The sequence below is a fragment of the Pseudomonas alcaligenes genome (genome assembly GCF_014490745.1).
GTDB lineage: Bacteria > Pseudomonadota > Gammaproteobacteria > Pseudomonadales > Pseudomonadaceae > Aquipseudomonas > Aquipseudomonas alcaligenes_C.
This window is the reverse complement of the sequence record NZ_LZEU01000001.1, coordinates 305,201-330,463: the sequence shown is the minus strand read 5'-3', so window position 1 is coordinate 330,463 and position 25,263 is coordinate 305,201. Positions and strand designations below refer to the sequence as shown.

Below are 25,263 nucleotides of genomic sequence, written 5' to 3'. Positions count from 1 at the left end.
GGTTGCACCCGCCCTACGACTCGGAGCCTCAGTTGAACAGGCGGGAGAAGAAGCCCGGCTTGGCGTCCTTGTCCTGGCCCGACTTGGTCGGCTCGGCCTTGGCCACCTTGTCCGCCACCACGGCTGGCTTGCCGGCGTACAGGTCGGCGGCCTGGCGGGCGACGCGCTGGCCGCTGCGCAGGGCGCCTTCGAGAGTGCCCGGGTACAGCGAGTCGGTGTGCTCGCCGGCGAACAGCACGCGGCCCAGCGGCTGCTCCCACAGGCGCCAGTACTGGCTGATCTCGCCCGGGCCGTAGGCCAGGTAGGCACCGCCGGCCAGCGGATCCTTACCGAAGCGGCGCAGCTCGTAGCCCTGGAACTGCTCGCGGGCGCCCGGGTAGAGGGTGTCGAAGCGGATCAGCACCTGGTCGACCAGCTGGCGGTCACCGAAAGCGCTCATCAGGCGGGCGTTGTCGCCGGCCAGGTTGACCAGCAGGTTGGCCCCGCCCTTGAGCGCCGGTTCGACCCACAGCACGCCCAGGCCCTTGTCGCTGAATACTTCGCCGGTCAGGCGCGCCTTGCCCCACACCGGCTTCTTGAACTTGAGCAGCATCTGGTCGCGCCAACCGTAGTTGATGTCCTTCAGCGCCTTGTTCTGCAGCGGAGTCAGCGCCGGCGTCAGGTTGATCTTGCCCAGCGCCGGCAGCGGCACGGCCAGCACCACGTAGTCGGCGCTGTAGCCGGTCGCACCGACCTTGACGGTGACCTTGTCCTTGTCCTGGACGATGGCCGAGACCCAGGCCCCGGTCTTCACCAGCTTGATCTGCTTGGCCAGCGCCTGGGCCAGCACCTGGCTACCGCCGGGCAGGCGCGCGGCGCGCATCTCGCTGTCCGGCAGGCCGCGGTAGACCCGTGCCTGCTGCGCCAGGTAGAGCAGCGACAGGCGCGACGGTTCGTCGTAGCGCGAGCGGATGCGCTGGTCGACCAGGGCGCGCGCGGTCGGCGGCAGGGCCAGCTTGTCCAGCCAGCGCGCGGTGGTCATCGCGTCCAGGCTTTTCAGGGTGTGGCTGGTCAGCGGGTTGAGCGGGTCGTCGATGGAAGCGGCCAGTTCGTCCAGGCTCTTGTCGAAGCGCGCCAGGGCCTCGGCGGTGCTCGGTGCGGACTTGGCCAGCTCGGCGGCCGTCTGGTAGCGGCCATCGATCAGGTAGCCGGGTACGCGCACATACTCCGGCGCCGGCAGGGCCTTGAGCTTGAAGCGCTCGAGGTAGGCATGCAGGGTCGGCTGCAGCTTGGCGCTGCCGATCCACTCGCTGGTAGCCAGGCCGGAACGCCCACCGATGCTCGGTTTGGCTTCCAGCAGGGTGACCTGCCAGCCCTTGTCCTGCAGCTCGACGGCAGCGCTCAGGCCGGCCAGGCCGCCACCCACCACGATCGCCGTGGGCTGTTTGTCCTTGCCCAGCGCCAGGCTGCTGAAAACTGCCAAAACCATCAGCGCACCAGCGCGCAACCAGACTGCGGACATACGGAAATTCCCTGGGAACAAAAACTGGCGCGCAGGATACGTGAGGGCCACGGCAGCGGCCAGGCGAATCCGCCGAACTGATCGGTCAATCAGCAAGGCCAGACAAACAGGTTCTGGTAGGCTTGCCCTCCACCGATTGAGGAGACCTCCCGATGAGCCTGAATGCCCAGTGGATGCAGCGCGACCTGGCCGTGCTCTGGCACCCCTGCACGCAGATGAAGGACCATGAACGCCTGCCGCTGATCCCGATCAAGCGCGGCGACGGCGTGTGGCTGGAGGACTTCGACGGCAAGCGCTACCTGGATGCGGTCAGCTCCTGGTGGGTCAACGTGTTCGGCCACGGCAACCCGCGGATCAACCAGCGCATCCGCGACCAGCTCGACAGCCTGGAGCACGTGATGCTCGCCGGCTTCACCCACGAGCCGGTGATCGAGCTGTCCGAGCGCCTGGTGCAGATCACCCCGGCCGGCCTGTCCAAGGTGTTCTACGCCGACAACGGCTCCTCGGGCATCGAAGTGGCGCTGAAGATGAGCCACCACTACTGGATCAACAGCGGCAAGCCAGGCAAGAAACGCTTCATCACCCTGACCAACAGCTACCACGGCGAGACGGTGGCGGCGATGTCGGTGGGCGACGTGGCACTGTTCACCGACACCTACAAGGCGCTGCTGCTCGACACCATCAAGGTGCCGAGCCCGGACTGCTACCTGCGCCCCGAAGGCATGGGCTGGGAAGAACACTCGCGCACCATGTTCGCCGCCATGGAACAGACCCTGGCAGAACACCACCACGAAGTTGCCGCGGTGATAGTCGAGCCGCTGATCCAGGGCGCCGGCGGCATGCGCATGTACCACCCGGTGTACCTCAAGCTGCTGCGCGAGGCCTGCGACCGTTACGGCGTGCACCTGATTCACGACGAGATTGCCGTCGGCTTCGGCCGCACCGGCAGCATGTTCGCCTGCGAGCAGGCCGGCATCACCCCGGACTTCCTGGTGCTGTCCAAGGCGCTGACCGGCGGCTACCTGCCGATGGCCGCGGTGCTCACCACCGACAACGTCTACGCCGCCTTCTACGACGACTACGCCACCCTGCGCGCCTTCCTCCACTCGCACACCTACACCGGCAACCCGCTGGCCTGCGCCGCCGCCCTGGCGACCCTGGATATCTTCCGTGACGACAATGTCATCGAGAAGAACAAGGCCCTGGCCGCGCGCATGGCCAGCGCCACCGCGCACCTGGTGGATCACCCGCACGTGGCCGAAGTGCGCCAGACCGGCATGGCCCTGGCCATCGAGATGGTGCAGGACAAGGCCAGCAAGAGCGCCTACCCCTGGCAGCAGCGCCGCGGCCTGCAGGTCTACCAGCATGCCCTCACGCGCGGTGCGCTGCTGCGCCCGCTGGGCAGCGTGGTGTATTTCCTGCCGCCCTACGTGGTCACCCCGGAGCAGATCGACTTCCTCGCCGAAGTGGCCAGCGAAGGCATCGATATCGCCACCCGCGAGTCGGTCAGCGTGGCGGTCGCCAGCGACCTCTACCCCAACCATCGCGATCCGGGCTGAACCTCGACGGTAGGGCGGTGCAACCCGCGGGTTTCACCCGCCCTACGGACTGACTCGGTGTGCCCCTGCGGCTAGAATGCGCACCTCGACCCCAGGTTCCTGTGCCATGCGCCTATCCCGCTTCTTTATCGACGCCCCGCTCTCCCTCGGCCAGCACGAACTGCCCGAGGCCCAGGCCCACTACATCGGCCGCGTGCTGCGGCATGCCGCCGGCGATGCCGTGCAGCTGTTCGACGGCAGCGGCCAGGAGTTCCTTGGCGAGCTGATCGAAGTGGGCAAGAAGACAGTACGGGTCGAGCTGCGCGAGCAGTTTGCCGGCCAGGCCGAGTCGAGCCTGCAGGTGCACCTGGGCCAGGGGCTGTCGCGCGGCGAACGGATGGACTGGGCGATCCAGAAGGCCACCGAGCTGGGCGCCAGCGCCATCACCCCGATCGTCTCCGAGCGCTGCGAAGTGCGCCTCAAGGACGAACGCGCCGACAAGCGCCTGGCCCACTGGCGCCAGGTGGCGATCAGCGCCTGCGAACAGTGCGGGCGCTCGGTGCTGCCGGTGATCCACCCGCCGCTGCTGCTGGCCGACTGGCTGAAGCAGACCGATGCCGCACTCAAGCTGGTACTGCACCCGGTCGCCGAACCACTGACCAGTCACGCCAGCCCGGCGACCCTGGCCTTTCTGATCGGCCCGGAAGGCGGCCTCAGCGACGGCGAAGTGGAACAAGCCAAGGCCGCCGGCTTCCATGCCGCCCGCCTCGGCCCACGGGTGCTGCGCACCGAGACCGCGCCAGTGGTGGCGCTGGCCGTGGCGCAGCAGCTATGGGGCGATTTCTGAGCAACAGAGCGGCACAAAAAAACCCGCGTTAAGCGGGCTTTTTCATAACAGGTGCACAGGATGCTCCCCAGGCAGCCCGCTGCCAGACGCAGCGTGCGCCAGGGGTTCAGATCAGGCCGGCGTCCGCCAGCTTCTGCTCCAGACCGATCAGATCCGGAATCTTCACCACTGCTTCGCCGAGCTGCACCGCACCCAGTTCCAGCGGCGCCAGCGGCTCGTTGGCGCGCGCCAGGTGCGCGTCGACCTTGAGCGAACGGGGAATCCCCTGCACCAGCAGGGCGAGGAACTTGACCTGGTCACGCCCGCCGAGGGCGTTGATCACCGCCACCCGCGCGCCCGGGCCGATCTGTGGCTGGCCATCGGAGGCCGCCTCGAACGACAGCAGCGGCAGCTGCAGGTTGCGCCAGGCCACCTGGCCGAGGAACCAGGCCGGCAGACCTGCGGTGACCTGCGGCGGACGGTAGGGGATCAGCTCCGCCACCGCCACGTTGGGCAGCATCAGGGTGCGATCGGCCAGCGGCACCAGCAGCGCGGTGAGGTTGCTGGGGGTCTGGGTAGTTGCGACTTGACTCATGAGCGATCCTTTACGGGGCCTTGTCAGGCATCGGCGCACTGCGCGGCGAGATGGTTCACCAGCGCCTCGGCCAGCTCGCGCGGGTCGCCGCTGAAGGCACTGTAACCGCCCTCGCGCAGGCTGTCCGGCATGCTCGGGCAAGCGCAGCTGTCGGCGCGCTGAGTCCAGATCAGGCCGCCCTGGCGGCGCACATAGGCCGCCGCGGCGCTGCCGTCACTGCCCATGCCGCTGAAGGCAATCACGCCGCTGTGGGCACCGAAGTGCTGGGCCAGGTTGAGCATCATCTGGTCGATGGACGGGCTGTAGGGCTCCGGCCAGCCACGGTCGGCGATCTGCATGTGGCCGTTCTCGGCAAAGCCCAGCTCATGGCTGATCGGCGCCACCACCACTTCGCCGCAACGCACCGCGTCGCCATGGCGTACCGGGTTGACGTGCCACTGGCTGTGCCGGCCAACCGCCTGGGGCAGCGCGGTTTCGAAGGCGGCATCGATGTGCTGGGCATAGACGAAGCCGACCGGCAGGCCGCCTGGCAGGGCATCGAGGAAGGCCTTGACCGCCGCCGGGCCGCCGAGGGAGGCAGCCAGCAGCCAGACCTGCTTGGCCGGCTCGCCGGCCACCAGCGGCGTGCTCGCCAGCGCGGCCGGCAGCTCCAGGCGACCGGGGCGCTGCGCCTCGGCCAGCAGGGCTTCCAGGCTCGGGCCGATGGCCTGGGTCGGATCGCCGATCAGGCGCTTGAGCTTGCCGAACAGGCTGCGCTCCCAGCGCGGGTAGTTTTCCGAATGACGCTCCGGAGCGTGGCCCTCGCCAAACAGCACCGGCGCGCTGGAGCGCTCGAGCAGGCTGTCGACCAGCGGTGAGTCTTCCGACTGGGCCAGGTCGACCAGCCACAAGTCGGCCTCGCAGGCGGCCAGGGCCTCTTCGTCGAGGCGTGCCGGGTCGCTGTTAAGCACGACCTGGTAGCCACTGCCAGACAGCGCCTGCTGCAGCACATGGCGCTGCAGCGAGGTGTCGGCGATCACGGCAATCCTTGCAGCGGTGCGGCTATCAGTCATGGCGTTTGACCAGTTTCAGGATATTGTCGAGCAGATCCGACTCTTGGTACGGCTTGCCCAGGTACTCGTTGACGCCGATGGCCATGGCCCGCTCGCGGTGTTTCTCACCGGTACGCGAGGTGATCATGATGATCGGCAGGTCTTTCAGGCGTTCGTCATGGCGCACCAGGGTGGCCACTTCGAAGCCGTCCATGCGCGGCATCTCGATGTCCAGCAGCATCACGTCCGGGCGGTGCTCCTGCAGCTGGGCGATGGCGTCGACCCCGTCCTTGGCCGTCAGCACGTTCATGCCGTTGCGCTCCAGCAGGCGGCTGGTGACCTTGCGCACGGTGACCGAATCGTCCACCACCATGACCAGGGTCGGGCGGTCGGCTTCGACTTCCGCGGCGGTCTGCGGCGCCTGGCTGGCCAGGCGCGGCGCATGCAGCTGGCCGAGCATGTGCGCGTGACGCACACGGATGGTCGCCAGCAGGTCGAGAATCACCACCACGCGACCGTCACCGAGGATGGTCGCACCGGAGATGCCGTGCACCCCGGCGAACTGCAGGCCGAGGCTCTTCACCACGATCTCGCGCGAACCGGCCAGGCTGTCCACCTGTACCGCCACGGCGTGCTCGCTGGAGCGCACCAGGATCACCGGCAGCGGCAGGCTCTGGCCGATCAGCTTGGGCTGCTGGCCGTTGTTGAGCAGGTCGCCGAGGTATTTCAGTTCATAGGCCTGGCCGGCGTACTCGAAGCGCGGCGCATCCGGGCCGTAGTAAGCCTCCAGCTCGTACGGCGAAACCCGCACGATACCTTCGATGGTGTTCAGCGGGATGGCGTACAGGTCTTCACCCGAGAGCACCATCAGCGCGCGGTTGACCGACACGGTGAACGGCAGGCGGATCAGGAAGCGGGTGCCCTCGCCCACGGTCGACTCGATGCTCATCGAGCCGCCGAGCTGCTTGACCTCGGAGTGCACCACGTCCATGCCGACACCACGGCCGGAGATCTGGGTGACCTTCTCGGCGGTGGAGAAGCCGGCCTCGAGGATGAACTGCAGGATCTCGTGATCGGTGAGATCGGAGTCCTCGTCCATCAGTCCGCGCTCAAGCGCCTTGCGCCGCACGGCGTCGAGGCGGATGCCGCCACCGTCGTCGCTCAAGGTCAGGAGGATGTCGCCCCCCTCGCGGCCGAGGGTCAGGCGGATATTGCCGACCTCCGACTTGCCGCTGGCCAGACGCTTGTCGGCCGGCTCGATGCCGTGGTCGACGGCGTTGCGCAGCATGTGCTCCAGCGGCGCGACGATGCGCTCGAGAACGGTACGATCCATCTCGCCTTCGGCGTTGCCGACATGGAACTCGACCTGCTTGCCCAGCTCCGCGGCGACCTGGCGGACGATGCGGCGCAGACGCGGCACCAGGCGGTCGAACGGCACCATGCGGGTACGCATCAGGCCTTCCTGCAGCTCGGTGTTGACCCGCGCCTGTTGCAGCAGCAGGGTCTCGGCGTCGCGGTTACGGGTAGCCAGGGTTTCCTTCAGGTCGAGCAAGTCGGAGGCCGACTCGAACAGTGCGCGCGAAAGCTGCTGCAGCTGCGAGTGACGATCCATTTCCAGCGGGTCGAAGTCTTCGTAGCCGGCACGCTCGGCCTCGGCCTGGTAGCGGCTGAGAATCTGCGCCTGGGTTTCGATGTCGAGACGGCGCAGCTGGTCGCGCACCCGCTCGATGGTGGCTTCCATCTCGCCGAGGGTGAAGCCGAAGTCGCTGACCTGCTGCTCGACTCGACCACGGAAGATCGAGGTTTCACCAGCCAGGTTGACCAGGCCTTCGAGCAGCTCGGCCGGTACCTTGACCAGCTCCTGCGGCGCACGGCGGGCGGCAGCTTCGGCAGCGGCCTCGGCGGCGCGCTGGACGAACGGCAGCACGCGGGTTTCCTGGGCGGTCTGCGGCAGGCTGCTGGCAGCAACGATCGGCGTGCTCAGGTTGACCGGCACCGGCGCCTGGGCCGCTTGCGGTTCCTGGGCCTGCTCTTCTTCGGCGGCGGCCTGCTGGTCGGCGACATGGCTGTCGTCGAGGCGCTGGCGCAGCTGATCGAGTTCCTTCTGCAGGCCCTCGAAACCGGACTGTACGTCGAGGAACAGGCTGTCCGGCCAAGGCGCGCCCTGCTGCTGGGCCTCGGTCAGGTGCTGCTCGAGGTCGTGGCTGAGGTCGCCCAGGCGTTTCTGCCCGGCCAACCGTGCACCGCCCTTGAGGGTGTGCAGGATGCGCAGCATCTCGTCGATGGCGCTGCCGTCTTCGCGGCTGGCTTCCCAGCGGCCGATGGCGGCTTCCATGGCTTCCAGCAGGTCGTCGCCTTCCTCGAGGAAGATGTCGAGGATATCGGCCTCGGCACCCACGTCCTCTTCCACCACCGGCTGCAGGTGCACGCTGGAAGGCATGCTCAGCTGCTCGTCGGGGTTGGCGCGGAACTGCTTGATGGTCTGGATCAGCGCGTTGCCATCCGGCACCGCACGATTGCCGCGCACCGCCTCGAGCATCTCGGCCAGGCGGTCGTGACAGGTCTGGAGCAGACCGAACAGGTCGTTGCCGGCGCGCAGGCGGCCATCGCCGACGCCTTCGTAAAGGAACTCCAGCTCGTGGGCCAGATCGCCGATCTCGCGGATCTCGGCCATCCGTGCACCACCCTTGAGGGTGTGCAGGTCGCGCTGCAGGGCCTCGACTTCCAGGGTGTTGTCGACATCGCCCATCCAGCGCTGCAGGGCAGCGCCGGCGCTGTCCATGATGTCGAAGCCTTCCTCGAGGAAGATCTCCACCAGCTCCGGATCGCGCTCGTCCACTACCGCCGCGGCGCTCGGGGCCTGGGGCGGAACCGGGGATTGCGGGGCGGCAGCAAACGGCTGCTCGATTTCGTCGGCGGCTTCCGGCTGCTCTGCGGCGACCGGAAGCGGCTCAAAACCCGGCGATTCCGCCGGCTTGTCGGCTTCCTCGTCCGTCGCCTGCTCAGCGGCCGGCTGTTCGGCCGGCTCCACCAGGGGCTCGGCGCCCAGTTCCGGCAGGGCGCCGTCCAGGTGCCATTCGTCCTGGCTCAGGGCCGGCAGCTCCTGCAGCTCTTCGTCCGCCGCGGCGTCAGCGGCCAGCGACAGCTCCTCGAGCTGCAGAGCGGGCAGTTCGTCCAGCACCGGGGCGACGAAGTCCACCTCGGCCAGTTCACCCAGGTCGATTTCCTGGGAGCTTTCGTCCAGCTCCGGCGCTGGCGCCAGCTCAGCCGGTGTTTCGTCCAGCAGCCACTCAGGCTCGGCTTCGACTTCGGCTTCGGCTTCGGCTTCGGCTTCGGCTTCGGCTTCGGCTTCGGGCTCAGGCTGGGCCACGGCGGCCAGCGGCGCTATGGCTCCGCCCTGGCGAAAGCTGCGAATGGCTTCGATCAACTGACTGGGGTCGACCAGCGGCTGGTTGCGCTGCAGCTGTTCCAGCAGCACGGCCAGGCGATCGTGGCTCTGCTGCAGCAGGCCGGCCAGCGCCGGCGAGTGGCTGAAGCGGCGATCCACCAGACCTTCATAGAGCGATTCGAGTTCGTGGGCGAGGTCGCCGATCGGGCGGATCTCGGCCATCCGTGCACCGCCCTTGAGGGTGTGCAGGTCGCGCTGCAGGGAAGACAACGCCAGGTTGTTGTCCGGGTCGCCCAGCCAGCGGTCGAGGGCCTGGCCGGCGCTGTCGAGAATATCGACGGCCTCTTCCAGGAAGATCTCCACCATCTCCGCGTCCAGGTTCTCCGGCATGCTCACCACAGGCTGCGGTGCGGGTGGCACGACAGGGGCCGGTTGCGGCTCGGCTACCAGCTCGATGGACTCTTCCACCAGCGGTGCGTCCAGCCAGCTCGGCTCGTCCACTTGCGGCGCTTCGAGCTCGATCACCTGCAGATCGGCGTTCGGCTCCAGCAGGGCCAGGGCGGCGGGATCCAGGGCTTCGCCGAGCAGCGCGTGGAGCGCGGCGACCCGCTCCGGCTGCGGGCTGACCTGCAGCGCGGCGGCGACCTGATCCATCATGCCGATCAGCGCCTCATGGGCCGCCTCGGCTTCGCTGAAGAAGCGCTCGCTGACTGCCAGGCGGCCATCCTGGGCAGCCTGGTACAGCGCCAGCAGGGCCTGGCACAGCTCATCGATCTGCGGCAGTTCGGCCATCTCGGCTCCGCGGCCGAGGGTAGTCAGCTCGTCCAGCAGGGCACTCAGTTCCTGCTGTTCGCTGGGGTGGGCGTGCCACTTGCGCAGCAGATCCTCGGCGTCCAGCAGGATATCCATGCCTTCGGCGAGGAAGATCGAGATCATCTGCGGATCGCGGCTCTCGCCGTGTTCATCCTGGCGGCTGCTCTCGACGCTTTCCAGGCGATCCTGGTGCAGCTTGTGCGCGCGCTCGAGGAACTCGGCGGCCCCTTCGATCGGCGCCAGCGGGCGGCTTTCCAGTTGTTCCAGGCCCTGGCGGAACAGCTGCTCGGCGCTATGCAGCAGCTCGGCTTCGGCCAGATCCATGGGAATCAGGTTGGTCTTGAATTCCTTGACCAGTTTTTCCAGCGGGGTGGCGATTTCCGCGATCGGCAGAATGCCGGCCATGTGCGCGCTGCCCTTGAGGGTATGCAGGGCACGCTGCAGGTTGTCGGTCACCGGCTGCGGCAGCTCCTGGGCGCAATCGGCGAGGAAGCCGACCAGGGTATCCAGGTGGGTTTCCGCCTCGTTGCGGAAGATTTCCAGCAACTGCGGATCCAGGCCATGGGCTTCGGCATCCGCCAGCTCCGCGGCGGCTAGCTCAACCACTTCAACTGCTTCGATCTCTTCGCCGGCCTCGGGCTCGGCGACTGCTGCCGGGGCAGCGGCAATGGCCGCCTGCGGCGGCACCTGGCCACGGGCCAGGGCGTGGGCGGTAGCCGCCAGCAGGTCGACGTCGTCGCGTTGGCGCTGGGCCTTGGCGGCGAACTCTTCGACCAGCGTCGGCATCAGCGCCACCACGTCGGCAACCACCTGATGCACCGCCTCGCCCGCTTCGATGCTGCGGTCGAGCACGCGGTTGAGCAGATTCTCGATCGACCAGCCCAGCTCACCGATCACCAGGGCGCGCACCATGCGGCCGCTACCCTTGAGGGTGTGGAAGGCGCGCCGGACTTCGGTCAGGGCTTCCTTGTCGGTGCTGTCGGCACGCCACTGCGGCAGGTAGCTGGCAATGGTTTCGAGTACTTCGGCGGCTTCTTCGACGAAGACTTCCAGCAGATCCTCGTCGATTGGTTCTTCGTCGGCCGGCGGCGGCAGCAGGCTCGGCGGCACGTCCTGGGCAGGCGGGTTGATCGCCTGCACCGGCGCAGCCATGACGTCGGCCATGGACAGCGGCTTGGCCACCGGCTCGCTGGCCGGCGCCTCGATCGGCGCGCTCGGCAGCTCGACCTCGGGCAGCTCCAGCGCTGCGATTTCCAGTTCGTCCCAGCTGGCCGCGTCGCCCTCGAGGGACTCCAGGCTCAGTTCCTCGGCTTCAACGGCCGGGGCCGCGGGCTCTTGCGCCACGTCGGCGAGGGACAGTTCCTGCAGCTCCAGCGGGGCATCCAGGTTCAGTTCGAGGTCGCCGTCGAAGCTCTCCACCTGCGGCAGCGCCGCGGCAGACATGTCCAGCTCCAGCGGGGCATCCAGGCTGAGGTCGAGACCGCTGTCGTCCTGGGCCACGTCACCCAGGCTCCAGTTGTCGTCGGAGACCAGCAGTTCGCTGTTGTCGCTGCTCGGAGCAGCGTCTTCCAACGACAGCTCGCCGAACTCGAAGCTCAGGCCGCCGTCGTCAGTCGGGGCCGTCGGCTCGCTGCCGGCGTCGAGTTCGAGTGGTGCGTCGTCCAGCGCGGGCAGCTCCAGCTCCTCGCCCAGGGACAGTTCTTCGGCTGCCAGGACTTCGATGTCCTGCAGCGGATCGGCCAGCGGCGCGATGCTTTCCTGATACGGCTCCTCGATGCGGTCGAGGATCGATGGTTTTTCCTTGAGCGGATAACCGAGGCTTTCCAGGCTCTCCTCGGCCACGTCGAGAATCAGGTCGCCCTGGCTGGCATGGTCTTCGGCCAGGCGCTCGAGGTAGTACTCGACGCTGGTGATGGCGTCGGCCAGGGTGTCGAGGTTCTGCCAGTTGGGTACGGCCTTGCGCACCAGCAACTGTTCTTCGATATAGCGGTTGCAGGCCTGCAGCAGGGTCGCTGCACGGGTCAGCGGGATCATCGCCAGACCGCCGCGTACCTGGGTCAGCAGCTCCGGCACGCGGGCCAGGTGCTCGTGGTTCCACTGCGAGGCGATGAATTCGATGATCGCGTCTTTGGCCTGCTCCAGGCCGGTGCGGGCTTCCTTGATCACCAGTTGGTGGATCTGCGCCACATCGGTGGTCGGCAGGTGGCTCTGCTCGTTCTGCGCATCGTCGCTGGGGCCAACCATGCCGGCCAGGGTCGCCTCGACGTACAGCAGGGCGCCGGCGACATCCATCAGCACTGCGTCGTTGGCTTCGCGCTGGCCGAGCGACAGGGCGTGCACCACGTCGATCTGGTCGAGGATCACCTTGCGCGGCTGGCCGAAACCGAGCACCGCCAGGGTGTCGGCGATCTGCTTGAGCGGGGCCAGCAGGGCATCCAGCTCGGCCACCTGCTTGCGGTCGCTACGGACGAACAGGTCGAGGCTGTCCTTGACCCGTACCAGCTCCTCGCACAGGGCACCGACCACCGAACGCATGGCGTCGCGATCCGGGCCGGCCAGGCGGGCGCGCTCCTCGTCGACCACGTCGCTGTCGGGCAGCGCGTCGGCCAGGCGGTATTGTTCCTTGAGTGCGCGAATGCGCGGCGATTGCGCCGGCGCCTTGGCCACGTAGAACAGCAGGTTCTTGGTCAGCTCGTCCGGGGCGGCCTGGTTGATGCCGTCGGCACCTTGTTCGACCAGGCGCTTGAGCTCCTTGTCGACCTGGCGCAGCAGGGTACGCACCGAGGTGCCGTTGACCACGCTGCCATTGGCCAGGCCTTCGATCATGCCCGAGGCGATCTGCCACAGCGGGCCGAGCGGGGCTTCCTTGCACAGGGTTTCCAGGCGCGCGAAGACACGCGCCATGTAGCCCAGGTTGGTGCCCAGATCCTGATTGCGGATCACCCCGACCAGGGCCATCTGCAGCATCTGGCGCAGCTTGCGCAGCAGTACCGGCAGTTCGGCGGTACGCAGTTTGTCCAGGGACTCGTGGGACAGCGCCGGCTGGCGCCCGGACAGATCGGGGGAGAACAGACTGGTTTCCGACAGCAGCTTCTCGCCGCGGGCGGCGCGCAGGTCGTTGAGCAGCGGCAGCACCACCATCGGCAAGTCGCGGCGGGCGCTCTGGATGCGCTCCAGGTAGACCGGCAGCTGCAGGATGGCCTGCATCAGCACTTCCAGGGCTTCGCCCTGGTTGGGCACGCGGCCATCGAGCAGGGCCTGGGCCAGCTGCTCCATTTCTTCGGCGAGCAGGGCCGCGCCGTAGAACTCGACCATCTGCAGGGTGCCATGCACCTGGTGCACGTAGGTCAGGCAGAAACGCATGCGCGTGGCGTCCTGGGTGTTCTCGACGAACGCCTCCAGGGCCTGGCGCGCCTGCTTCAGGGTTTCCGCGATTTCGCCTTTGACCCACTCCAGGGCGACATAGTCGTGCCGATCACCCATACCGACTCCAGTCATATGCTTTTCTTAGCCCTTGCGGGTAAACGCCAGAACCCGCTCGTCAGCTACCGGCTCCAGATCCGGATGCTGCCAACCGACCACTTCCCCCACCCCGACAACCAGCATGCCCCCAGGGGCCAGGCGCTCGGCCAGGCGATTGAGGATTTCGCGGCGCCGCCAGCGGCGGAAGTAGATCAACAGGTTCTGACAGAAAATTACGTCCATGCCGGTCATTGGCGCCTTGGCCAGTTCCAGCACATTCAACTTGGCGAAGCAGATGCGCTCCGCCAGGTCAGGCACTACCTTGCAACGGCCATCGGCCTGGGCGGCGAAGTAACGCTCGCACAGATCCGCGTCCATCTGTTCCAGCCGGCGCGCGCCGTATGTCGCTTCGCGCGCCTTGTTCAACGCATTCAGGCTGATATCGGTACCGGTCACGCCGAACTGCCGGCTGCTCTCGGTATCGCTCAGCACCTCGGCGGCGCAGATGGCCATCGAGTAAGGCTCTTCGCCGCTGGAACAGCCGACGCTCCACAGGGCCCAGGGCTGCTGGCCCTCATCGGTGGCCAGACGCCCGCGCAGATAACTTTCCAGCACATCGAAAGACGGGCGATGACGGAAGAAGCGGGTTTCCTGCACGGTCAGACGATCCAGCAGGGTCGCCCACTCCACCGCGCCACGCGGCCCATCGGTCACCTGGCGGTAGTAGGTGGCGTAGTCGGCAACTTCCAGTTCGCGCATGCGCGCGGTCAGGTTGGTCTGCAGAAAGGCCCGGCGCTGCTCGTTGATCACCACCCCGGTACGCTCTTCCAGCAGGGTCTGCCAGTCGCGGAACTCCGTCTGCGACATTTCGGCCAGGGGTTTCAAGGCCCAGACGCCGCTTGGCTGCATGCCGTGCCCCTCGCTCATGGCCGAGTGCCCCGGGCAGCCGCCCTCGCGGGCCGCTGCCCCTCTCCCGCTTAGGCCTGGCCTTCCGGCAGGGTGAAGCCGGATACCGACCGGCGCATCTCACTGGCCATCTTGGCCAGGTTACCAATGCTCTTGGCGGTAGCGGTGGTACCTGCGGAGGTCTGCGAGGTAATTTCCTGAATCACGTTCATGGTGTTGGAAATGTGGCCAGCCGACGAAGCCTGCTGACGGGCGGCGTTGGAGATGTTCTGGATAAGGGCCGCGAGGGTCTTGGATACCTTCTCGATCTCTTCCAGGGCCACACCGGCGTCCTGCGCCAGGCGGGCACCGCGCACTACTTCGGAAGTGGTCTGCTCCATGGAGATAACCGCTTCGTTGGTGTCGGTCTGAATGGTCTTAACCAGCGCCTCGATCTGCTTGGTTGCCGCCGAGGAACGTTCTGCGAGGCGTTGTACCTCGTCCGCTACCACGGCGAAGCCGCGACCCGCGTCACCGGCCATGGAGGCCTGAATCGCGGCGTTCAGTGCGAGGATGTTGGTCTGGTCGGCAATGTCGTTAATCAGGCTAACGATGTCACCGATCTCCTGGGACGATTCACCGAGGCGTTTGATCCGCTTCGAGGTGTCCTGGATCTGCTCACGGATGTTATCCATGCCGGTGATGGTGTTGTGTACGACTTCGTTACCCTTGTTGGCGATGGCTACGGAACGTTCCGCTACCGCGGAGGATTCCGCGGCGTTCGCCGATACCTGGTCAATCGACACGGCCATTTCGTTGATCGCCGCGGAAGCACCGGCGATTTCCTGAGCCTGGTGCTCGGAAGCCTCGGCCAGGTGCATTGCAGTGGCCTGGGTTTCCTGGGCAGCGGCGGCCACCTGGACGGCGGTCGAGTTGATCGTCGCTACCAGGTCGCGCAGCTGGTCGATGGAGTAGTTGATGGAGTCGGCGATCGCACCGGTGAAGTCCTCGGTTACCGTCGCGGCTACGGTCAGGTCACCGTCGGCGAGGTCGGCGATTTCGTCGAGCAGTCGCAGAATCGCCGCCTGGTTACGTTCGTTTTTCTCGGCGGTGGAGGCCAGTCGGCGGTTGGTCTCACGCACCATGACCAGGCCGATCAGGATGATCGAGGCCAGAGCGATGGCACCCAGCACATAACCGGCCAGGGTGTTGAAGTAACGGCCGGCAGCCAGATCCTCGAAGTTGCTGGTCAGGCCGGAGGCCTTGTCCAGCAGGGTCTGCGAACCGGTGAAGATGGTGCTGGCGGATTCACGCACCTGGAACAGTTCCGGCGAGGTCTCGAGGATCTCGTCCACCGAACCGGATACGAACTGGAACAGTTCGGAAATCTCGGCCAGACGCTCCAGCGCCTCGGTGTCGGTGACCTTGGAGATCTCCATGGCCTGGTTGCCTTCGATCATCGCCTTGAGTACGCGACCGAACAGGCTGGCATCGCGGCCGAACATGTCGGCGGCCTGTACCGAGTCTTCGTCACCGGCCAGTACCTTGTTCACCGAGCCGAGGATACGTTCGGCGAGCAGCGACTGGCGCTGGGCAACCGAGACCTGGGCGGCCGGTGCGCCGGACTGCAGGAGGATGTCGACGACTTCCTCGTACTCGACCTGCAGCTGCGGAATGGTTTCGGCCAGGGTGGCGGCTACCTGGTGCAGCGAGAGTACGGTCTGCTCACTGGCCAGAATGGCGTCGGAGTTCTGCCGCAGGCTGTCCCAGTCCTTCTGCACGTCGTCCATCTGCGCCTTGACCGACTCCGGCGCAACCGGCAGGCCGGTGCTTTCGTCGCCCTTGGTCAGGTAGCCCCAGCGCTGTTCGAAGCCGTTGCGCGCCTCTTTCAGCAGCGGGAAGGCAGCTGCCTTGCCGGTCGCGGCTTCGGTGGCGTTCTTCGCAATCCGCTGGGACAGAACACGCAGCTCACCGGCGTGGCTGATGTATTCCTTGTCATAGTTGGACTGGGTGTTGAGGTAGGCGAAGTTGGCGAACAACAACACGATCGACACGATCAGGACGATAAACAGCCCTGCGATCAGTGTGTTACTGCGCACACCCGCCAACAGATTGCCTGCATTGAATTTTTTCATTATCTGGCCCCCGCCTGGACCGACCGCACTACGGTTCCCATGTAACGCCAAAGGGCCGGCAACTGCCGACCCAACCGAAAAGCTTTATACCGCTACGTCGAGAAAGCCCTGGTGCTTGGCCAGCGCATGCGGGCTAAACACCAACCAGGGCTGCTCGCGCTGGAAGACACCATGAATGAAAGGCTGGATTGCCGCCTCGAGCGGTGGCAACTGCTCGGAGAAGGTGTCCACCGGAAAATGCTGCATGCCGAATACTTCGTCGACCGTCAGCCCGGCGAACACTTCCTGGTGATCCACCACCAGCACCCGCCGCTGCTTGCGCAGCGGCGACAGTTCGGAACCGAAAAAGCCACACAGATCCATGACCGGCAACAGCCGGCCACGCACGTTGGCCACACCCTTGACCCAGTTCTTCACACCGGGCAGCAAGGTATACCGAGGCTCATGCAGAACTTCGCCGACCTCCCCCATGGGCGCCACGAAATAGCGCTCGCCCATGCGGAAACCGATACCGCTCCAGGTCTGCACCGTGCGCTGCTGCGACGGCAGACCCGCCGCCAGCAGGCGACAGCGCTGATCGATAGCGACGAGGAGCTGGAAGGGGGATTGCGCGTCCGACATGCCGGCCTTGGCCTTTTCTTGTTATTGAGCGACGGACTGGCGCGGCTTTAGCCGGCCAGTACCGCGTTCAGGGTTTTCATCAGCGTATCTTCGTCGACCGGTTTGGTCAGGTAGTCGCGTGCGCCCTGGCGCTTGCCCCAGACCTTGTCGGTCTCCTGATCCTTGGTGGTGACGATGATCACCGGAATATGTGCGGTTTCCGCGTCTTTGGTCAGCTGACGGGTTGCCTGGAAGCCGTTGAGGCCCGGCATGACGATGTCCATCAGCACGGCATCGGGCTTCTCCTGGCGCGCCAGGGCCACGCCGTCGGCGCCGTTTTCAGCCTTGAGCACCTGATGACCGTGCTTTTCCAGCATCGCGGTCAGTTTGTACATTTCAGTCGGAGAGTCATCAACAATCAAAATACGAGCCATGGAGTTCCCCATACGGAATAGGCATCACCGGCTTGTGGCCGGATCGAATCAGGAAGCTTGTTCCACCGGGACGAATTCGGGCACGTGGGTCTTGATCGCACCGAGCAGCTCTTCCTTGCTGAAGGGCTTGGTCAGGTACTGGTCGGAGCCGACGATACGGCCCTTGGCCTTGTCGAACAGGCCGTCCTTGGAGGACAGCATGATCACCGGAGTGGATTTGAAAGCACTGTTGTTCTTGATCAGGGCGCAGGTCTGGTAGCCATCGAGCCGCGGCATCATGATGTCGACGAAGATGATGCTCGGATGGGTATCGGCGATCTTGGCCAGCGCATCGAAGCCATCCACCGCAGTGATGACCTCGCAACCTACCTTCTTCAGCAGAGTTTCAGCGGTGCGACGAATCGTTTTCGAATCGTCGATCACCATGACCTTCAAACCCTCGGAATGCTGTTCCATGTCTGCCCTACCATTGCCTCGGTGAGTCGTTGTTTTACGTTATACAGTGTGCCTGAGGCCCTGCCACCGACGGGCTACGACCCGATCGTCGGGTCTTTTTAGCACACTATACAAGCGCAATCTATAAGCCCCTGACGTAGGGGGTTTTTCTTGACCAGCACGAGCGCTGGAGCCACCCTTGCGCATCCCGGCACGGCCACTTCGGCCCTCTATTTCGCCGGCCCCAGGTTGCGGAGATTCCCCATGAGCATTCGCCTCGGGATCGTCATGGATCCCATCGCGCAGATCAGCTTCAAGAAGGACAGCTCGCTGGCCATGCTACTGGCCGCCCAGGCCCGCGGCTGGTCGCTCTTCTATATGGAGCAGAAGGATCTGTACCAGCTGGGCGGCGAAGCCCGTGCCCGCATGAGCCCGCTGCAGGTGTTCGACAACCCGCAGCAGTGGTTCGCCCTGGAAGCCGAAACCGATCTGCCGCTGGCCGAGCTGGACGTGATCCTGATGCGCAAGGATCCGCCGTTCGACAACGAGTTCGTCTACTCCACCTACCTGCTGGAACAGGCCGAACGTGCCGGCACCCTGGTGGTCAACCGCCCGCAGAGCCTGCGCGACTGCAATGAAAAGCTGTTCGCCACCCTGTTCCCGCACTGCATGCCGCCGACCCTGGTGAGCCGCCGGCCAGACATTCTGCGCGAGTTCGCCAAACAGCAGCGTGACATCATTCTCAAACCCCTGGACGGCATGGGCGGTTCCTCGATCTTCCGCCACCGCGAGGGCGACCCCAACCTCTCGGTGATCCTCGAGACCCTGACCGCTCACGGCACCCAGCAATGCATGGCGCAGGGCTACCTGCCGGGAATCAAGGACGGCGACAAGCGCATCCTGATGATCGACGGCGAACCGGTGCCCTACTGCCTGGCACGTATCCCGGCGCAGGGCGAAACCCGCGGCAACCTGGCCGCCGGCGGCACCGGCGAGGCCCGTCCACTGACCGAGCGCGACCGCTGGATCGCTGCCGAAGTCGGCCCGGTGCTGCGCGAGAAAGGCCTGCTGTTCGTCGGCCTGGACGTGATCGGCGAGCACCTGACCGAAATCAACGTGACCAGCCCAACCTGCATCCGCGAAATCGACAAGGCCTTCGACACCCGCATCGGCGAACGCCTGATGGACGCCATCGCCGCCAAGCTGCAGGCCAGCGGCCGCGCCGCGAAAGCTTGAAGCAGGTGGCAGCTTGGCGCATCGCGCTTGCCGGCAGCCATGGCGAGCCGGCAGACTGCGCGGCAATCTGATGTCTGCCGGTACCCGATGAACGCAGCCACCCTCCCGCCCGAACTGCCCAGCAGCGGTGTCCGCCCGGCCGACCGGCTGGGCTTCACCCTGTTCGTCGCCACCATCCTGCACCTGGCGCTGATCCTCGGCGTCAGCTTCACCCTGGCCAAGCCGGGGACGATCAGCAAGAGCCTGGAAATCACCCTGGCCACCTTCAAGAGCGAAGAGAAGCCCAAGGACGCCGATTACCTGGCGCAGAACAACCAGCAGGGCAGCGGCAGCCTGGACAAGAAGGCCATCCCCAAGACCACCCACCAGGCACCCTTCCAGGACACCCAGGTGAACAAGGTCACCCCGGCCGCGGCGCCGCCACCGAGCCAGCGCAAGGAAGCGACCACCAAGGCCGCCGTCGCCACCCGCATGCCGCAGCCGCAGAAAGTCGCCACCCGGCACAAGGAAGACGAACCGCAACCCGACGCCCAGCCGGCGCCGGTGTTCGACAGCACCCAGCTGTCGGCGGAAATCGCCAGCCTGGAAGCGGATCTGGCCGAGGACGTGCAGCGCTACGCCAAACGGCCGAAGATCCTGCGCCTGAACGCTGCCTCGACCATGCGCGACAAGGGCGCCTGGTACAAGAACGACTGGCGCAAGAAGGTCGAGCGCGTCGGCAACCTCAACTACCCCGAGGAAGCCCGCCGCCAGCGCGTCTACGGCAGCCTGCGCCTGCTGGTGTCGATCAACCGTGACGGCACCATCTACGAGGTGCAGGTGCTGGAGTCATCCGGTCAGACGGTGCTGGATCAGGCCGCCCTGCGCATCGTGCGCCTGGCCGCGCCGTTCGCCCCGTTCACCGGCGATCTGGCCGACATCGACCGCCTGGAAATCATCCGCACCTGGCGCTTCGAGCGCGGCGACCGCCTGTCCAGCAACTGACCGCGACCGCACAACGCTTGAAGCCGACGGCAACAGGGTCGAAACTAGCGCCATGAAAACCGTCGCCAGTTACCTCAAGCACCACTTCCTGATCGCCATGCCGCACATGGCCGATCCGAATTTTGCGCAGACCGTCACCTACCTGGTCGAACACAACGAACAGGGTGCCATGGGCCTGGTGATCAACCGGCCGAACGACCTGTGCCTGGCCGACGTGCTCGAGCAGCTGCGCCCCGACGACCTGCCGCCGGCCCGCTGCCAGAGCCTGCCGATCTTCGCCGGCGGCCCGGTGCAGACCGACCGCGGCTTCGTCCTGCACCCTGCCGGGCACAGCTTCCAGGCCACCCTGGAGCTGGGCGAACTGGCCCTGTCGACCTCCCAGGACGTGCTGTTCGCCATCGCCGACGGCAGCGGCCCGGACAGACACCTGATCACCCTCGGCTATGCCGGCTGGGAAGCCGGCCAGCTGGAGGCCGAGCTGGCCGACAACGCCTGGCTGACCTGCCCGGCCGACAGCGCCATCCTCTTCGACACGCCGGCCGAGCAGCGCCTGGGCGCCGCCGCCGCGCGCCTGGGGGTCAACCTCAGCCTGCTCACCGCCCAGGCCGGCCACGCATGAGCGCACCGGCCAAGCCCCTGCGCCTGCTGCTCGGCTTCGACTACGGCACCAAACAGATCGGCGTCGCCGTTGGCCAGGTGATCACCGGCCAGGCCCGCGAACTCTGCGTCTTGAAAGCCCAGAACGGCGTGCCGGACTGGAACAAGGTCGAGGCGCTGGTCAAGGAATGGCAGCCGGACGCCATAGTGGTCGGCCTGCCGCTGAACATGGACGGCACACCCAGCGAGATGAGCGAACGCGCCGAGAAGTTCGCCCGCCGCCTCAATGGCCGCTTCAACCTGCCGGTGCACACCCACGACGAGCGCCTGACCACCTTCGAGGCCAAGGGCGAGCGCCTGGCCCAGGGCCAGCGTGGCGGTTACCGCGACAACCCGGTCGACGCCCTGGCTGCCGCCCTGCTGCTGGAAGGCTGGCTGGCCGAACACCCAGCGCAATGATTGCGAGAGGAATGCCCATGACCCTGCCCAACCCCGCCGAACTGCTGCCACGCATGGCCCGCGAGCTGCAGAGCCTGCTGCAGCGCCGCGGCATCGCCCAGGCGCACTTCATCGGCATCCGCACCGGCGGCGTGTGGGTCGCCCAGGCCCTGCTCGAGCAGCTGCAGCTCGACAGCCCGCTGGGCACCCTGGACGTATCCTTCTACCGCGACGACTTCACCCGCAGCGGCCTGCACCCGCAGGTGCGCCCGTCCGAGCTGCCGTTCGAGATCGACGGCCAGCACCTGGTGCTGATCGACGACGTGCTGATGAGCGGGCGCACCATCCGCGCCGCCCTCAACGAGCTGTTCGACTACGGCCGCCCGGCCAGCGTAACCCTGGTCAGCCTGCTCGACCTGGACGCCCGCGAACTGCCGATCCACGCCGACGTGCTGGGTGCGACCCTCGCCCTGGCGGCCAACGAACGGGTAAAATTGCTCGGCCCCGCGCCGCTCGCCCTCGAGCTGCAAACTCTCTCTGATTCCTAAGGCCTGCCCATGCCCACCGACGCCAAGCGCTCGCTGCAGCTCAACGACCAGGGCCAGCTGCGCCACTTCCTCTCGCTCGACGGCCTGCCGCGCGAGCTGCTGACGGAAATCCTCGACACCGCCGACTCCTTCCTCGAAGTCGGCGCCCGCGCCGTGAAGAAAGTCCCGCTGCTGCGCGGCAAGACCGTGTGCAACGTGTTCTTCGAGAACTCCACGCGCACCCGCACCACCTTCGAACTGGCGGCCCAGCGCCTGTCGGCCGACGTGATCAGCCTCAACGTGTCGACCAGCTCGACCAGCAAGGGCGAGACCCTGTTCGACACCCTGCGCAACCTCGAAGCCATGGCCGCCGACATCTTCGTGGTGCGCCATGCCGATTCCGGCGCCGCGCACTTCATCGCCGAGCACGTGTGCCCGAACCTGGCGATCATCAATGGCGGCGACGGCCGCCACGCACACCCGACCCAGGGCATGCTCGACATGCTGACCATCCGCCGCCACAAGGGCAGCTTCGAAAACCTGTCCGTCGCCATCGTCGGCGACATCCTGCACTCGCGGGTGGCACGCTCGGACATGCTGGCGCTGAAGACCCTGGGCTGCCCGGACATCCGCGTGATCGGGCCGAAGACCCTGTTGCCCGCGGGCATCGAGCAGTACGGAGTGAAGGTCTACACCGACCTCGCCGAAGGCCTCAAGGACGTCGACGTGGTGATCATGCTGCGCCTGCAGCGCGAGCGCATGACCGGCGGCCTGCTGCCCAGCGAAGGCGAGTTCTACAAGCTCTACGGCCTCACCGAGCAGCGCCTCAAGCTGGCCAAGCCGGACGCCCTGGTGATGCACCCGGGGCCGATCAACCGCGGCGTGGAAATCGAATCGGCGGTGGCCGACGGCCCGCAGTCGGTAATTCTCAACCAGGTCACCTACGGCATCGCCATCCGCATGGCCGTGCTGTCGATGGCCATGAGCGGGCAGACCGCCCAGCGTCAACTGCATGCCGAGGAGCACAACTGATGCGTATGCGTATCCTCGGAGCCCGGGTCATCGACCCGGCCAGCGGCCTGGATCAGGTACGCGACCTCTATCTGGACGGCGGCAAGATCGCCGCCTTCGACCAGGCGCCGAGCGGCTTCGTCAGCGAGCAGGACATCGACGCCCGCGGCCTGATCGCCGCCCCCGGCCTGGTCGACCTGGCAGTGGCCCTGCGCGAGCCGGGCTACAGCCGCAAGGGCAATATCGCCAGCGAGACCCTGGCTGCCGCGGCCGGTGGCGTCACCAGCCTGTGCTGCCCGCCGTTGACCAAGCCGGTGCTGGATACCCCGGCAGTGGCCGAACTGATCCTCGACCGCGCCCAGGAAGCCGGGCATGCCAAGGTATTCCCGATCGGCGCGCTGACCAAAGGCCTGGCCGGCGAACAGCTGGCCGAGCTGGTGGCCCTGCGTGACGCCGGCTGCGTGGCCTTCGCCAACGGCCTGGCACCGATGGCCAACAACCGTACCCTGCGCCGCGCCCTGGAATACGCCGCCACCTTCGACCTGACGGTGATTCTCCACGCCCAGGATGCCGACCTCGCCGCCGGTGGCCTGGCCCACGAAGGCGCCACCGCCAGTTTCCTCGGCCTGCCGGGCATTCCGGAAAGCGCCGAGACCGTGGCCCTGGCCCGCGACCTGCTGCTGGTCGAGCAGAGCGGCGTGCGCGCGCACTTCAGCCAGATCACCAGCGCCCGTGGCGCCGAGATGATCGCCGCCGCCCAGGCCCGCGGCCTGCCGGTGACCGCCGACGTGGCGATGTACCAGCTGATCCTCACCGACGAGGCGCTGCACGGTTTCTCCAGCCTGTACCACGTGCAGCCGCCGCTGCGCACCGCCTTCGACCGCGACGGCCTGCGCGAGGCCGTGAAGTCCGGGGTGATCGGCGCCATTGCCAGCCACCACCAGCCCCACGAGGCGGATGCCAAGCTGGCACCCTTCGGCGCCACCGAGCCGGGCATCAGCAGCGTCGAGCTGTTGCTGCCGCTGGCCCTGACCCTGGTGCAGGACGGCCTGCTCGATCTGCCGACCCTGCTCGCCCGCCTCACCAGCGGCCCGGCCAAGGCCCTGCGCCTGCCCGCCGGGCGCCTGGCCGTGGGCGCCCCGGCCGACCTGCTGCTGTTCGAGGCCGAAGGCCAGACCCTGGCCGGCGAAACTTGGTACTCCAAGGGTGGCAACAGCCCGTTCATCGGTCACTGCCTGCCGGGCAAGGTGCGCCATACCCTGGTGGACGGCCGGCCCAGCTTCCGCAACTGAGCCCAGCCCCAGCAAGCAAAAGCCCGCCGATTGGCGGGCTTTTCATTTAGCGGACGGCGCTTCAGTCCTGCATGGCCTCGGTGAACTGGCCGATGGCATCCACCACCCGCTGCGCCTCGCTGCGGATCGACTGCATCACCTCGCCGGCACGGTTGACCAGCTGCACGCCCTCCTCGGCCTTGTTCTTGCTGCCGTCCATGCCGCTGACCGCCTGCTGGGCCAGCTCGTGGTTGAGGCGCACCACCTCGTTGATCTCCACCGTGGCCTGGCTGGTGCGCGCCGCCAGGTTGCGCACCTCGTCGGCGACCACGGCGAAGCCGCGACCCTGCTCGCCAGCCCGCGCCGCCTCGATGGCCGCGTTGAGCGCCAGCAGGTTGGTCTGCTCGGCGATCCCACGGATCACCTGGACGATGCTGCTGATGCGCTCGGACTGCTCGCTGAGGGCGCCGACCTTGCCGGCCACCTGGCCCAGCTCGTCGGCGATGCCGCGCACCATGTACACCGCCTCCTCGACCGTGCCGGCCCCGGCGACCGCACTGGAGTCGGTCTCCCTGGCACTGGCGAAGGCCAGCTGCGCCGCGGCCGCCTCGGCCTCGCGATGCTCGACCTGGGAAGTGATGTCGCTGGCGAACTTGACCACCCCATAGAGCTGGCCGCTGGCGTCGTACAGCGGGTTGTAGGTGGCCCGCAGCCAGATGGTCTGGCCCGACTTGGCAATGCGCTTGAAGCGATCGGAAATGAACTCGCCCTGGTTCAGGCGCTGCCAGAAACGCCGGTAGCCGTCGCTGGCGGCCTCCTCGCGGTCACAGAACTGGCTGTGGTGCTTGCCGCGGACTTCCTCCAGGCGGTAACCCATGGTGTGCAGGAAGTTGTCGTTGGCGGTGATCACCTCGCCCTTGAGGTTGAACTCGATCACCGCCATCGAGCGGTTGATCGCGTTGAGCAGGCTCTCGTGCTGATGTTCGGCATGCACCTGGGCGGTGATGTCGGTGGCCACCTTGATCACCCGGCAGACCCGCCCGTCTGCGTCGCGCACCGGCAGGTAGCTGGCTTCCAGCCAGATCTCCCGGCCGCCCCTGGCCACGCGCATGAAGCGGTCGCTGAAGCTCTCGCCATTGCCCAGGCGCTGCCAGAACTGGCTGTAGGCCGGGCTGGCCAGCAGATCCTTGGGGCAGAACATGCGATGGTGCTGACCACGCAGCTCGTCCAGGCGGTAACCCATGGTCGTCAGGAACGGCTCGTTGGCATCGAGGATGTCACCCTGGGCGGTGAACTCGATCATGGCCATGGTCTGCTTGATGGCCGCCAGCGCCTGCTGGCTGGAGGCAAGCTGGGACTGGCACTGCTGCAACTCGTTGCGAAGACCGGAACCGAACATGGAAGTCCTCCTTCCGTAGAGATGAGTATTCAGCATAGGCCGAAAAATCTTGTAACAGATGCCAAACCTATCGGCGCCAGGCAACACTCCTTGAGCCGGCGCCGAATGGCGAGTCAGCGCCGCCGGTAGCCAACAGCCGGCCAATAAAAAGCCCGCC

19 protein-coding genes are annotated in these 25,263 nt (G+C 66.6%); 9 read left to right on the top strand and 10 right to left on the bottom strand.

The genetic code is table 11. The annotated features are described in order from the left end of the window. Nucleotides 1-28 precede the first annotated feature (28 nt). The gene (locus A9179_RS01485) at nucleotides 29-1,501 is read right to left on the bottom strand and encodes a flavin monoamine oxidase family protein (protein WP_187804092.1); all 1,473 of its coding nucleotides are present in this window, start codon (nucleotides 1,499-1,501) and stop codon (nucleotides 29-31) included. A gap of 152 nt (nucleotides 1,502-1,653) precedes the next feature. Between A9179_RS01485 and A9179_RS01480 the strand changes: the two genes are divergently transcribed. Together A9179_RS01480 and A9179_RS01475 are read left to right on the top strand one after the other, a co-directional pair. Beyond that, the gene (locus A9179_RS01480) at nucleotides 1,654-3,060 is read left to right on the top strand and encodes an adenosylmethionine--8-amino-7-oxononanoate transaminase (protein WP_187804091.1); all 1,407 of its coding nucleotides are present in this window, start codon (nucleotides 1,654-1,656) and stop codon (nucleotides 3,058-3,060) included. A 106-nt stretch (nucleotides 3,061-3,166) separates the two neighbouring features. Next, nucleotides 3,167-3,886: a 16S rRNA (uracil(1498)-N(3))-methyltransferase gene (locus A9179_RS01475; protein ID WP_187804090.1), complete on the top strand. Its 720-nt coding sequence runs from the start codon at nucleotides 3,167-3,169 to the stop codon at nucleotides 3,884-3,886. 106 nt (nucleotides 3,887-3,992) lie between these two features. On the opposite strand, the gene A9179_RS01470 is transcribed toward A9179_RS01475, so the two are convergent. The 8 genes from A9179_RS01470 to pilG all read right to left on the bottom strand — a co-directional run bounded on the left by A9179_RS01470 (nucleotide 3,993) and on the right by pilG (nucleotide 17,664). Next, entirely contained in the window at nucleotides 3,993-4,460 is a 468-nt protein-coding gene (locus A9179_RS01470; protein WP_187804089.1) for a chemotaxis protein CheW, read from the bottom strand. A gap of 23 nt (nucleotides 4,461-4,483) precedes the next feature. Next, complete coding sequence (locus A9179_RS01465) at nucleotides 4,484-5,512, bottom strand: chemotaxis protein CheB (RefSeq protein ID WP_187804088.1); 1,029 nt, start codon at nucleotides 5,510-5,512, stop codon at nucleotides 4,484-4,486. Then, nucleotides 5,505-13,175, bottom strand: coding sequence for an Hpt domain-containing protein (locus A9179_RS01460; protein WP_187804087.1), 7,671 nt, complete (start codon nucleotides 13,173-13,175; stop codon nucleotides 5,505-5,507). Before A9179_RS01460 ends, A9179_RS01465 begins: the two co-directional genes overlap by 8 nt. Before the next feature lie 24 nt (nucleotides 13,176-13,199). Beyond that, a complete protein-coding gene (locus tag A9179_RS01455) occupies nucleotides 13,200-14,063 on the bottom strand; it encodes a CheR family methyltransferase (RefSeq protein WP_187808469.1) in 864 nt (287 codons plus the stop codon). A gap of 68 nt (nucleotides 14,064-14,131) precedes the next feature. Next, nucleotides 14,132-16,174, bottom strand: a complete 2,043-nt coding sequence (locus tag A9179_RS01450; protein ID WP_187804086.1) for a methyl-accepting chemotaxis protein — start codon at nucleotides 16,172-16,174, stop codon at nucleotides 14,132-14,134. An 84-nt stretch (nucleotides 16,175-16,258) separates the two neighbouring features. Next, nucleotides 16,259-16,795 (bottom strand): chemotaxis protein CheW, encoded by a 537-nt coding sequence (locus tag A9179_RS01445; protein ID WP_187804085.1) that lies wholly within the window; start codon nucleotides 16,793-16,795, stop codon nucleotides 16,259-16,261. Between the two features lie 47 nt (nucleotides 16,796-16,842). Further along, entirely contained in the window at nucleotides 16,843-17,208 is a 366-nt protein-coding gene (pilH, locus tag A9179_RS01440) for a twitching motility response regulator PilH (protein ID WP_183087484.1), read from the bottom strand. Between the two features lie 48 nt (nucleotides 17,209-17,256). Beyond that, a complete protein-coding gene (gene pilG / locus A9179_RS01435; RefSeq protein WP_043310982.1) occupies nucleotides 17,257-17,664 on the bottom strand; it encodes a twitching motility response regulator PilG in 408 nt (135 codons plus the stop codon). Between the two features lie 243 nt (nucleotides 17,665-17,907). Between pilG and gshB the strand changes: the two genes are divergently transcribed. The 7 genes from gshB (at nucleotide 17,908) to A9179_RS01400 (ending at nucleotide 23,728) form a co-directional block, all read left to right on the top strand. Next, nucleotides 17,908-18,879, top strand: coding sequence for a glutathione synthase (gene gshB, locus A9179_RS01430; protein WP_187804084.1), 972 nt, complete (start codon nucleotides 17,908-17,910; stop codon nucleotides 18,877-18,879). An 87-nt stretch (nucleotides 18,880-18,966) separates the two neighbouring features. After that, a complete protein-coding gene (locus A9179_RS01425; protein ID WP_187804083.1) occupies nucleotides 18,967-19,863 on the top strand; it encodes an energy transducer TonB in 897 nt (298 codons plus the stop codon). Nucleotides 19,864-19,915: 52 nt separating this feature from the next. Continuing rightward, complete coding sequence (locus A9179_RS01420; protein WP_187804082.1) at nucleotides 19,916-20,482, top strand: YqgE/AlgH family protein; 567 nt, start codon at nucleotides 19,916-19,918, stop codon at nucleotides 20,480-20,482. Continuing rightward, on the top strand, nucleotides 20,479-20,919 hold the full coding sequence (gene ruvX, locus A9179_RS01415) for a Holliday junction resolvase RuvX (protein ID WP_187804081.1): 441 nt from the start codon (nucleotides 20,479-20,481) through the stop codon (nucleotides 20,917-20,919). Before A9179_RS01420 ends, ruvX begins: the two co-directional genes overlap by 4 nt. Nucleotides 20,920-20,936: 17 nt before the next feature. Beyond that, nucleotides 20,937-21,446: a bifunctional pyr operon transcriptional regulator/uracil phosphoribosyltransferase PyrR gene (pyrR, locus tag A9179_RS01410; RefSeq protein ID WP_187804080.1), complete on the top strand. Its 510-nt coding sequence runs from the start codon at nucleotides 20,937-20,939 to the stop codon at nucleotides 21,444-21,446. 9 nt (nucleotides 21,447-21,455) lie between these two features. After that, complete coding sequence (locus A9179_RS01405) at nucleotides 21,456-22,457, top strand: aspartate carbamoyltransferase catalytic subunit (RefSeq protein WP_187804079.1); 1,002 nt, start codon at nucleotides 21,456-21,458, stop codon at nucleotides 22,455-22,457. Beyond that, on the top strand, nucleotides 22,457-23,728 hold the full coding sequence (locus A9179_RS01400; RefSeq protein ID WP_187804078.1) for a dihydroorotase: 1,272 nt from the start codon (nucleotides 22,457-22,459) through the stop codon (nucleotides 23,726-23,728). The genes A9179_RS01405 and A9179_RS01400 overlap by 1 nt, the downstream gene beginning before the upstream one ends. Nucleotides 23,729-23,789: 61 nt before the next feature. On the opposite strand, the gene A9179_RS01395 is transcribed toward A9179_RS01400, so the two are convergent. After that, nucleotides 23,790-25,106: a methyl-accepting chemotaxis protein gene (locus A9179_RS01395; RefSeq protein WP_187804077.1), complete on the bottom strand. Its 1,317-nt coding sequence runs from the start codon at nucleotides 25,104-25,106 to the stop codon at nucleotides 23,790-23,792. Nucleotides 25,107-25,263: the final 157 nt, after the last annotated feature.

Bases quoted from the DNA above. Each gene is read 5' to 3' on its own strand.
- pilG (WP_043310982.1), bottom strand. From the start codon at position 17,664: ATGGAACAGCATTCCGAGGGTTTGAAGGTCATGGTGATCGACGATTCG.
- A9179_RS01470 (WP_187804089.1), bottom strand. From the start codon at position 4,460: ATGAGTCAAGTCGCAACTACCCAGACCCCCAGCAACCTCACCGCGCTG.
- A9179_RS01445 (WP_187804085.1), bottom strand. From the start codon at position 16,795: ATGTCGGACGCGCAATCCCCCTTCCAGCTCCTCGTCGCTATCGATCAG.
- A9179_RS01465 (WP_187804088.1), bottom strand. From the start codon at position 5,512: ATGACTGATAGCCGCACCGCTGCAAGGATTGCCGTGATCGCCGACACC.
- A9179_RS01395 (WP_187804077.1), bottom strand. From the start codon at position 25,106: ATGTTCGGTTCCGGTCTTCGCAACGAGTTGCAGCAGTGCCAGTCCCAG.
- ruvX (WP_187804081.1), top strand. From the start codon at position 20,479: ATGAGCGCACCGGCCAAGCCCCTGCGCCTGCTGCTCGGCTTCGACTAC.
- A9179_RS01485 (WP_187804092.1), bottom strand. From the start codon at position 1,501: ATGTCCGCAGTCTGGTTGCGCGCTGGTGCGCTGATGGTTTTGGCAGTT.
- A9179_RS01460 (WP_187804087.1), bottom strand. From the start codon at position 13,175: ATGGGTGATCGGCACGACTATGTCGCCCTGGAGTGGGTCAAAGGCGAA.
- pyrR (WP_187804080.1), top strand. From the start codon at position 20,937: ATGACCCTGCCCAACCCCGCCGAACTGCTGCCACGCATGGCCCGCGAG.
- A9179_RS01400 (WP_187804078.1), top strand. From the start codon at position 22,457: ATGCGTATGCGTATCCTCGGAGCCCGGGTCATCGACCCGGCCAGCGGC.
- A9179_RS01405 (WP_187804079.1), top strand. From the start codon at position 21,456: ATGCCCACCGACGCCAAGCGCTCGCTGCAGCTCAACGACCAGGGCCAG.
- pilH (WP_183087484.1), bottom strand. From the start codon at position 17,208: ATGGCTCGTATTTTGATTGTTGATGACTCTCCGACTGAAATGTACAAA.
- gshB (WP_187804084.1), top strand. From the start codon at position 17,908: ATGAGCATTCGCCTCGGGATCGTCATGGATCCCATCGCGCAGATCAGC.
- A9179_RS01425 (WP_187804083.1), top strand. From the start codon at position 18,967: ATGAACGCAGCCACCCTCCCGCCCGAACTGCCCAGCAGCGGTGTCCGC.
- A9179_RS01455 (WP_187808469.1), bottom strand. From the start codon at position 14,063: ATGCAGCCAAGCGGCGTCTGGGCCTTGAAACCCCTGGCCGAAATGTCG.
- A9179_RS01450 (WP_187804086.1), bottom strand. From the start codon at position 16,174: ATGAAAAAATTCAATGCAGGCAATCTGTTGGCGGGTGTGCGCAGTAAC.
- A9179_RS01420 (WP_187804082.1), top strand. From the start codon at position 19,916: ATGAAAACCGTCGCCAGTTACCTCAAGCACCACTTCCTGATCGCCATG.
- A9179_RS01480 (WP_187804091.1), top strand. From the start codon at position 1,654: ATGAGCCTGAATGCCCAGTGGATGCAGCGCGACCTGGCCGTGCTCTGG.
- A9179_RS01475 (WP_187804090.1), top strand. From the start codon at position 3,167: ATGCGCCTATCCCGCTTCTTTATCGACGCCCCGCTCTCCCTCGGCCAG.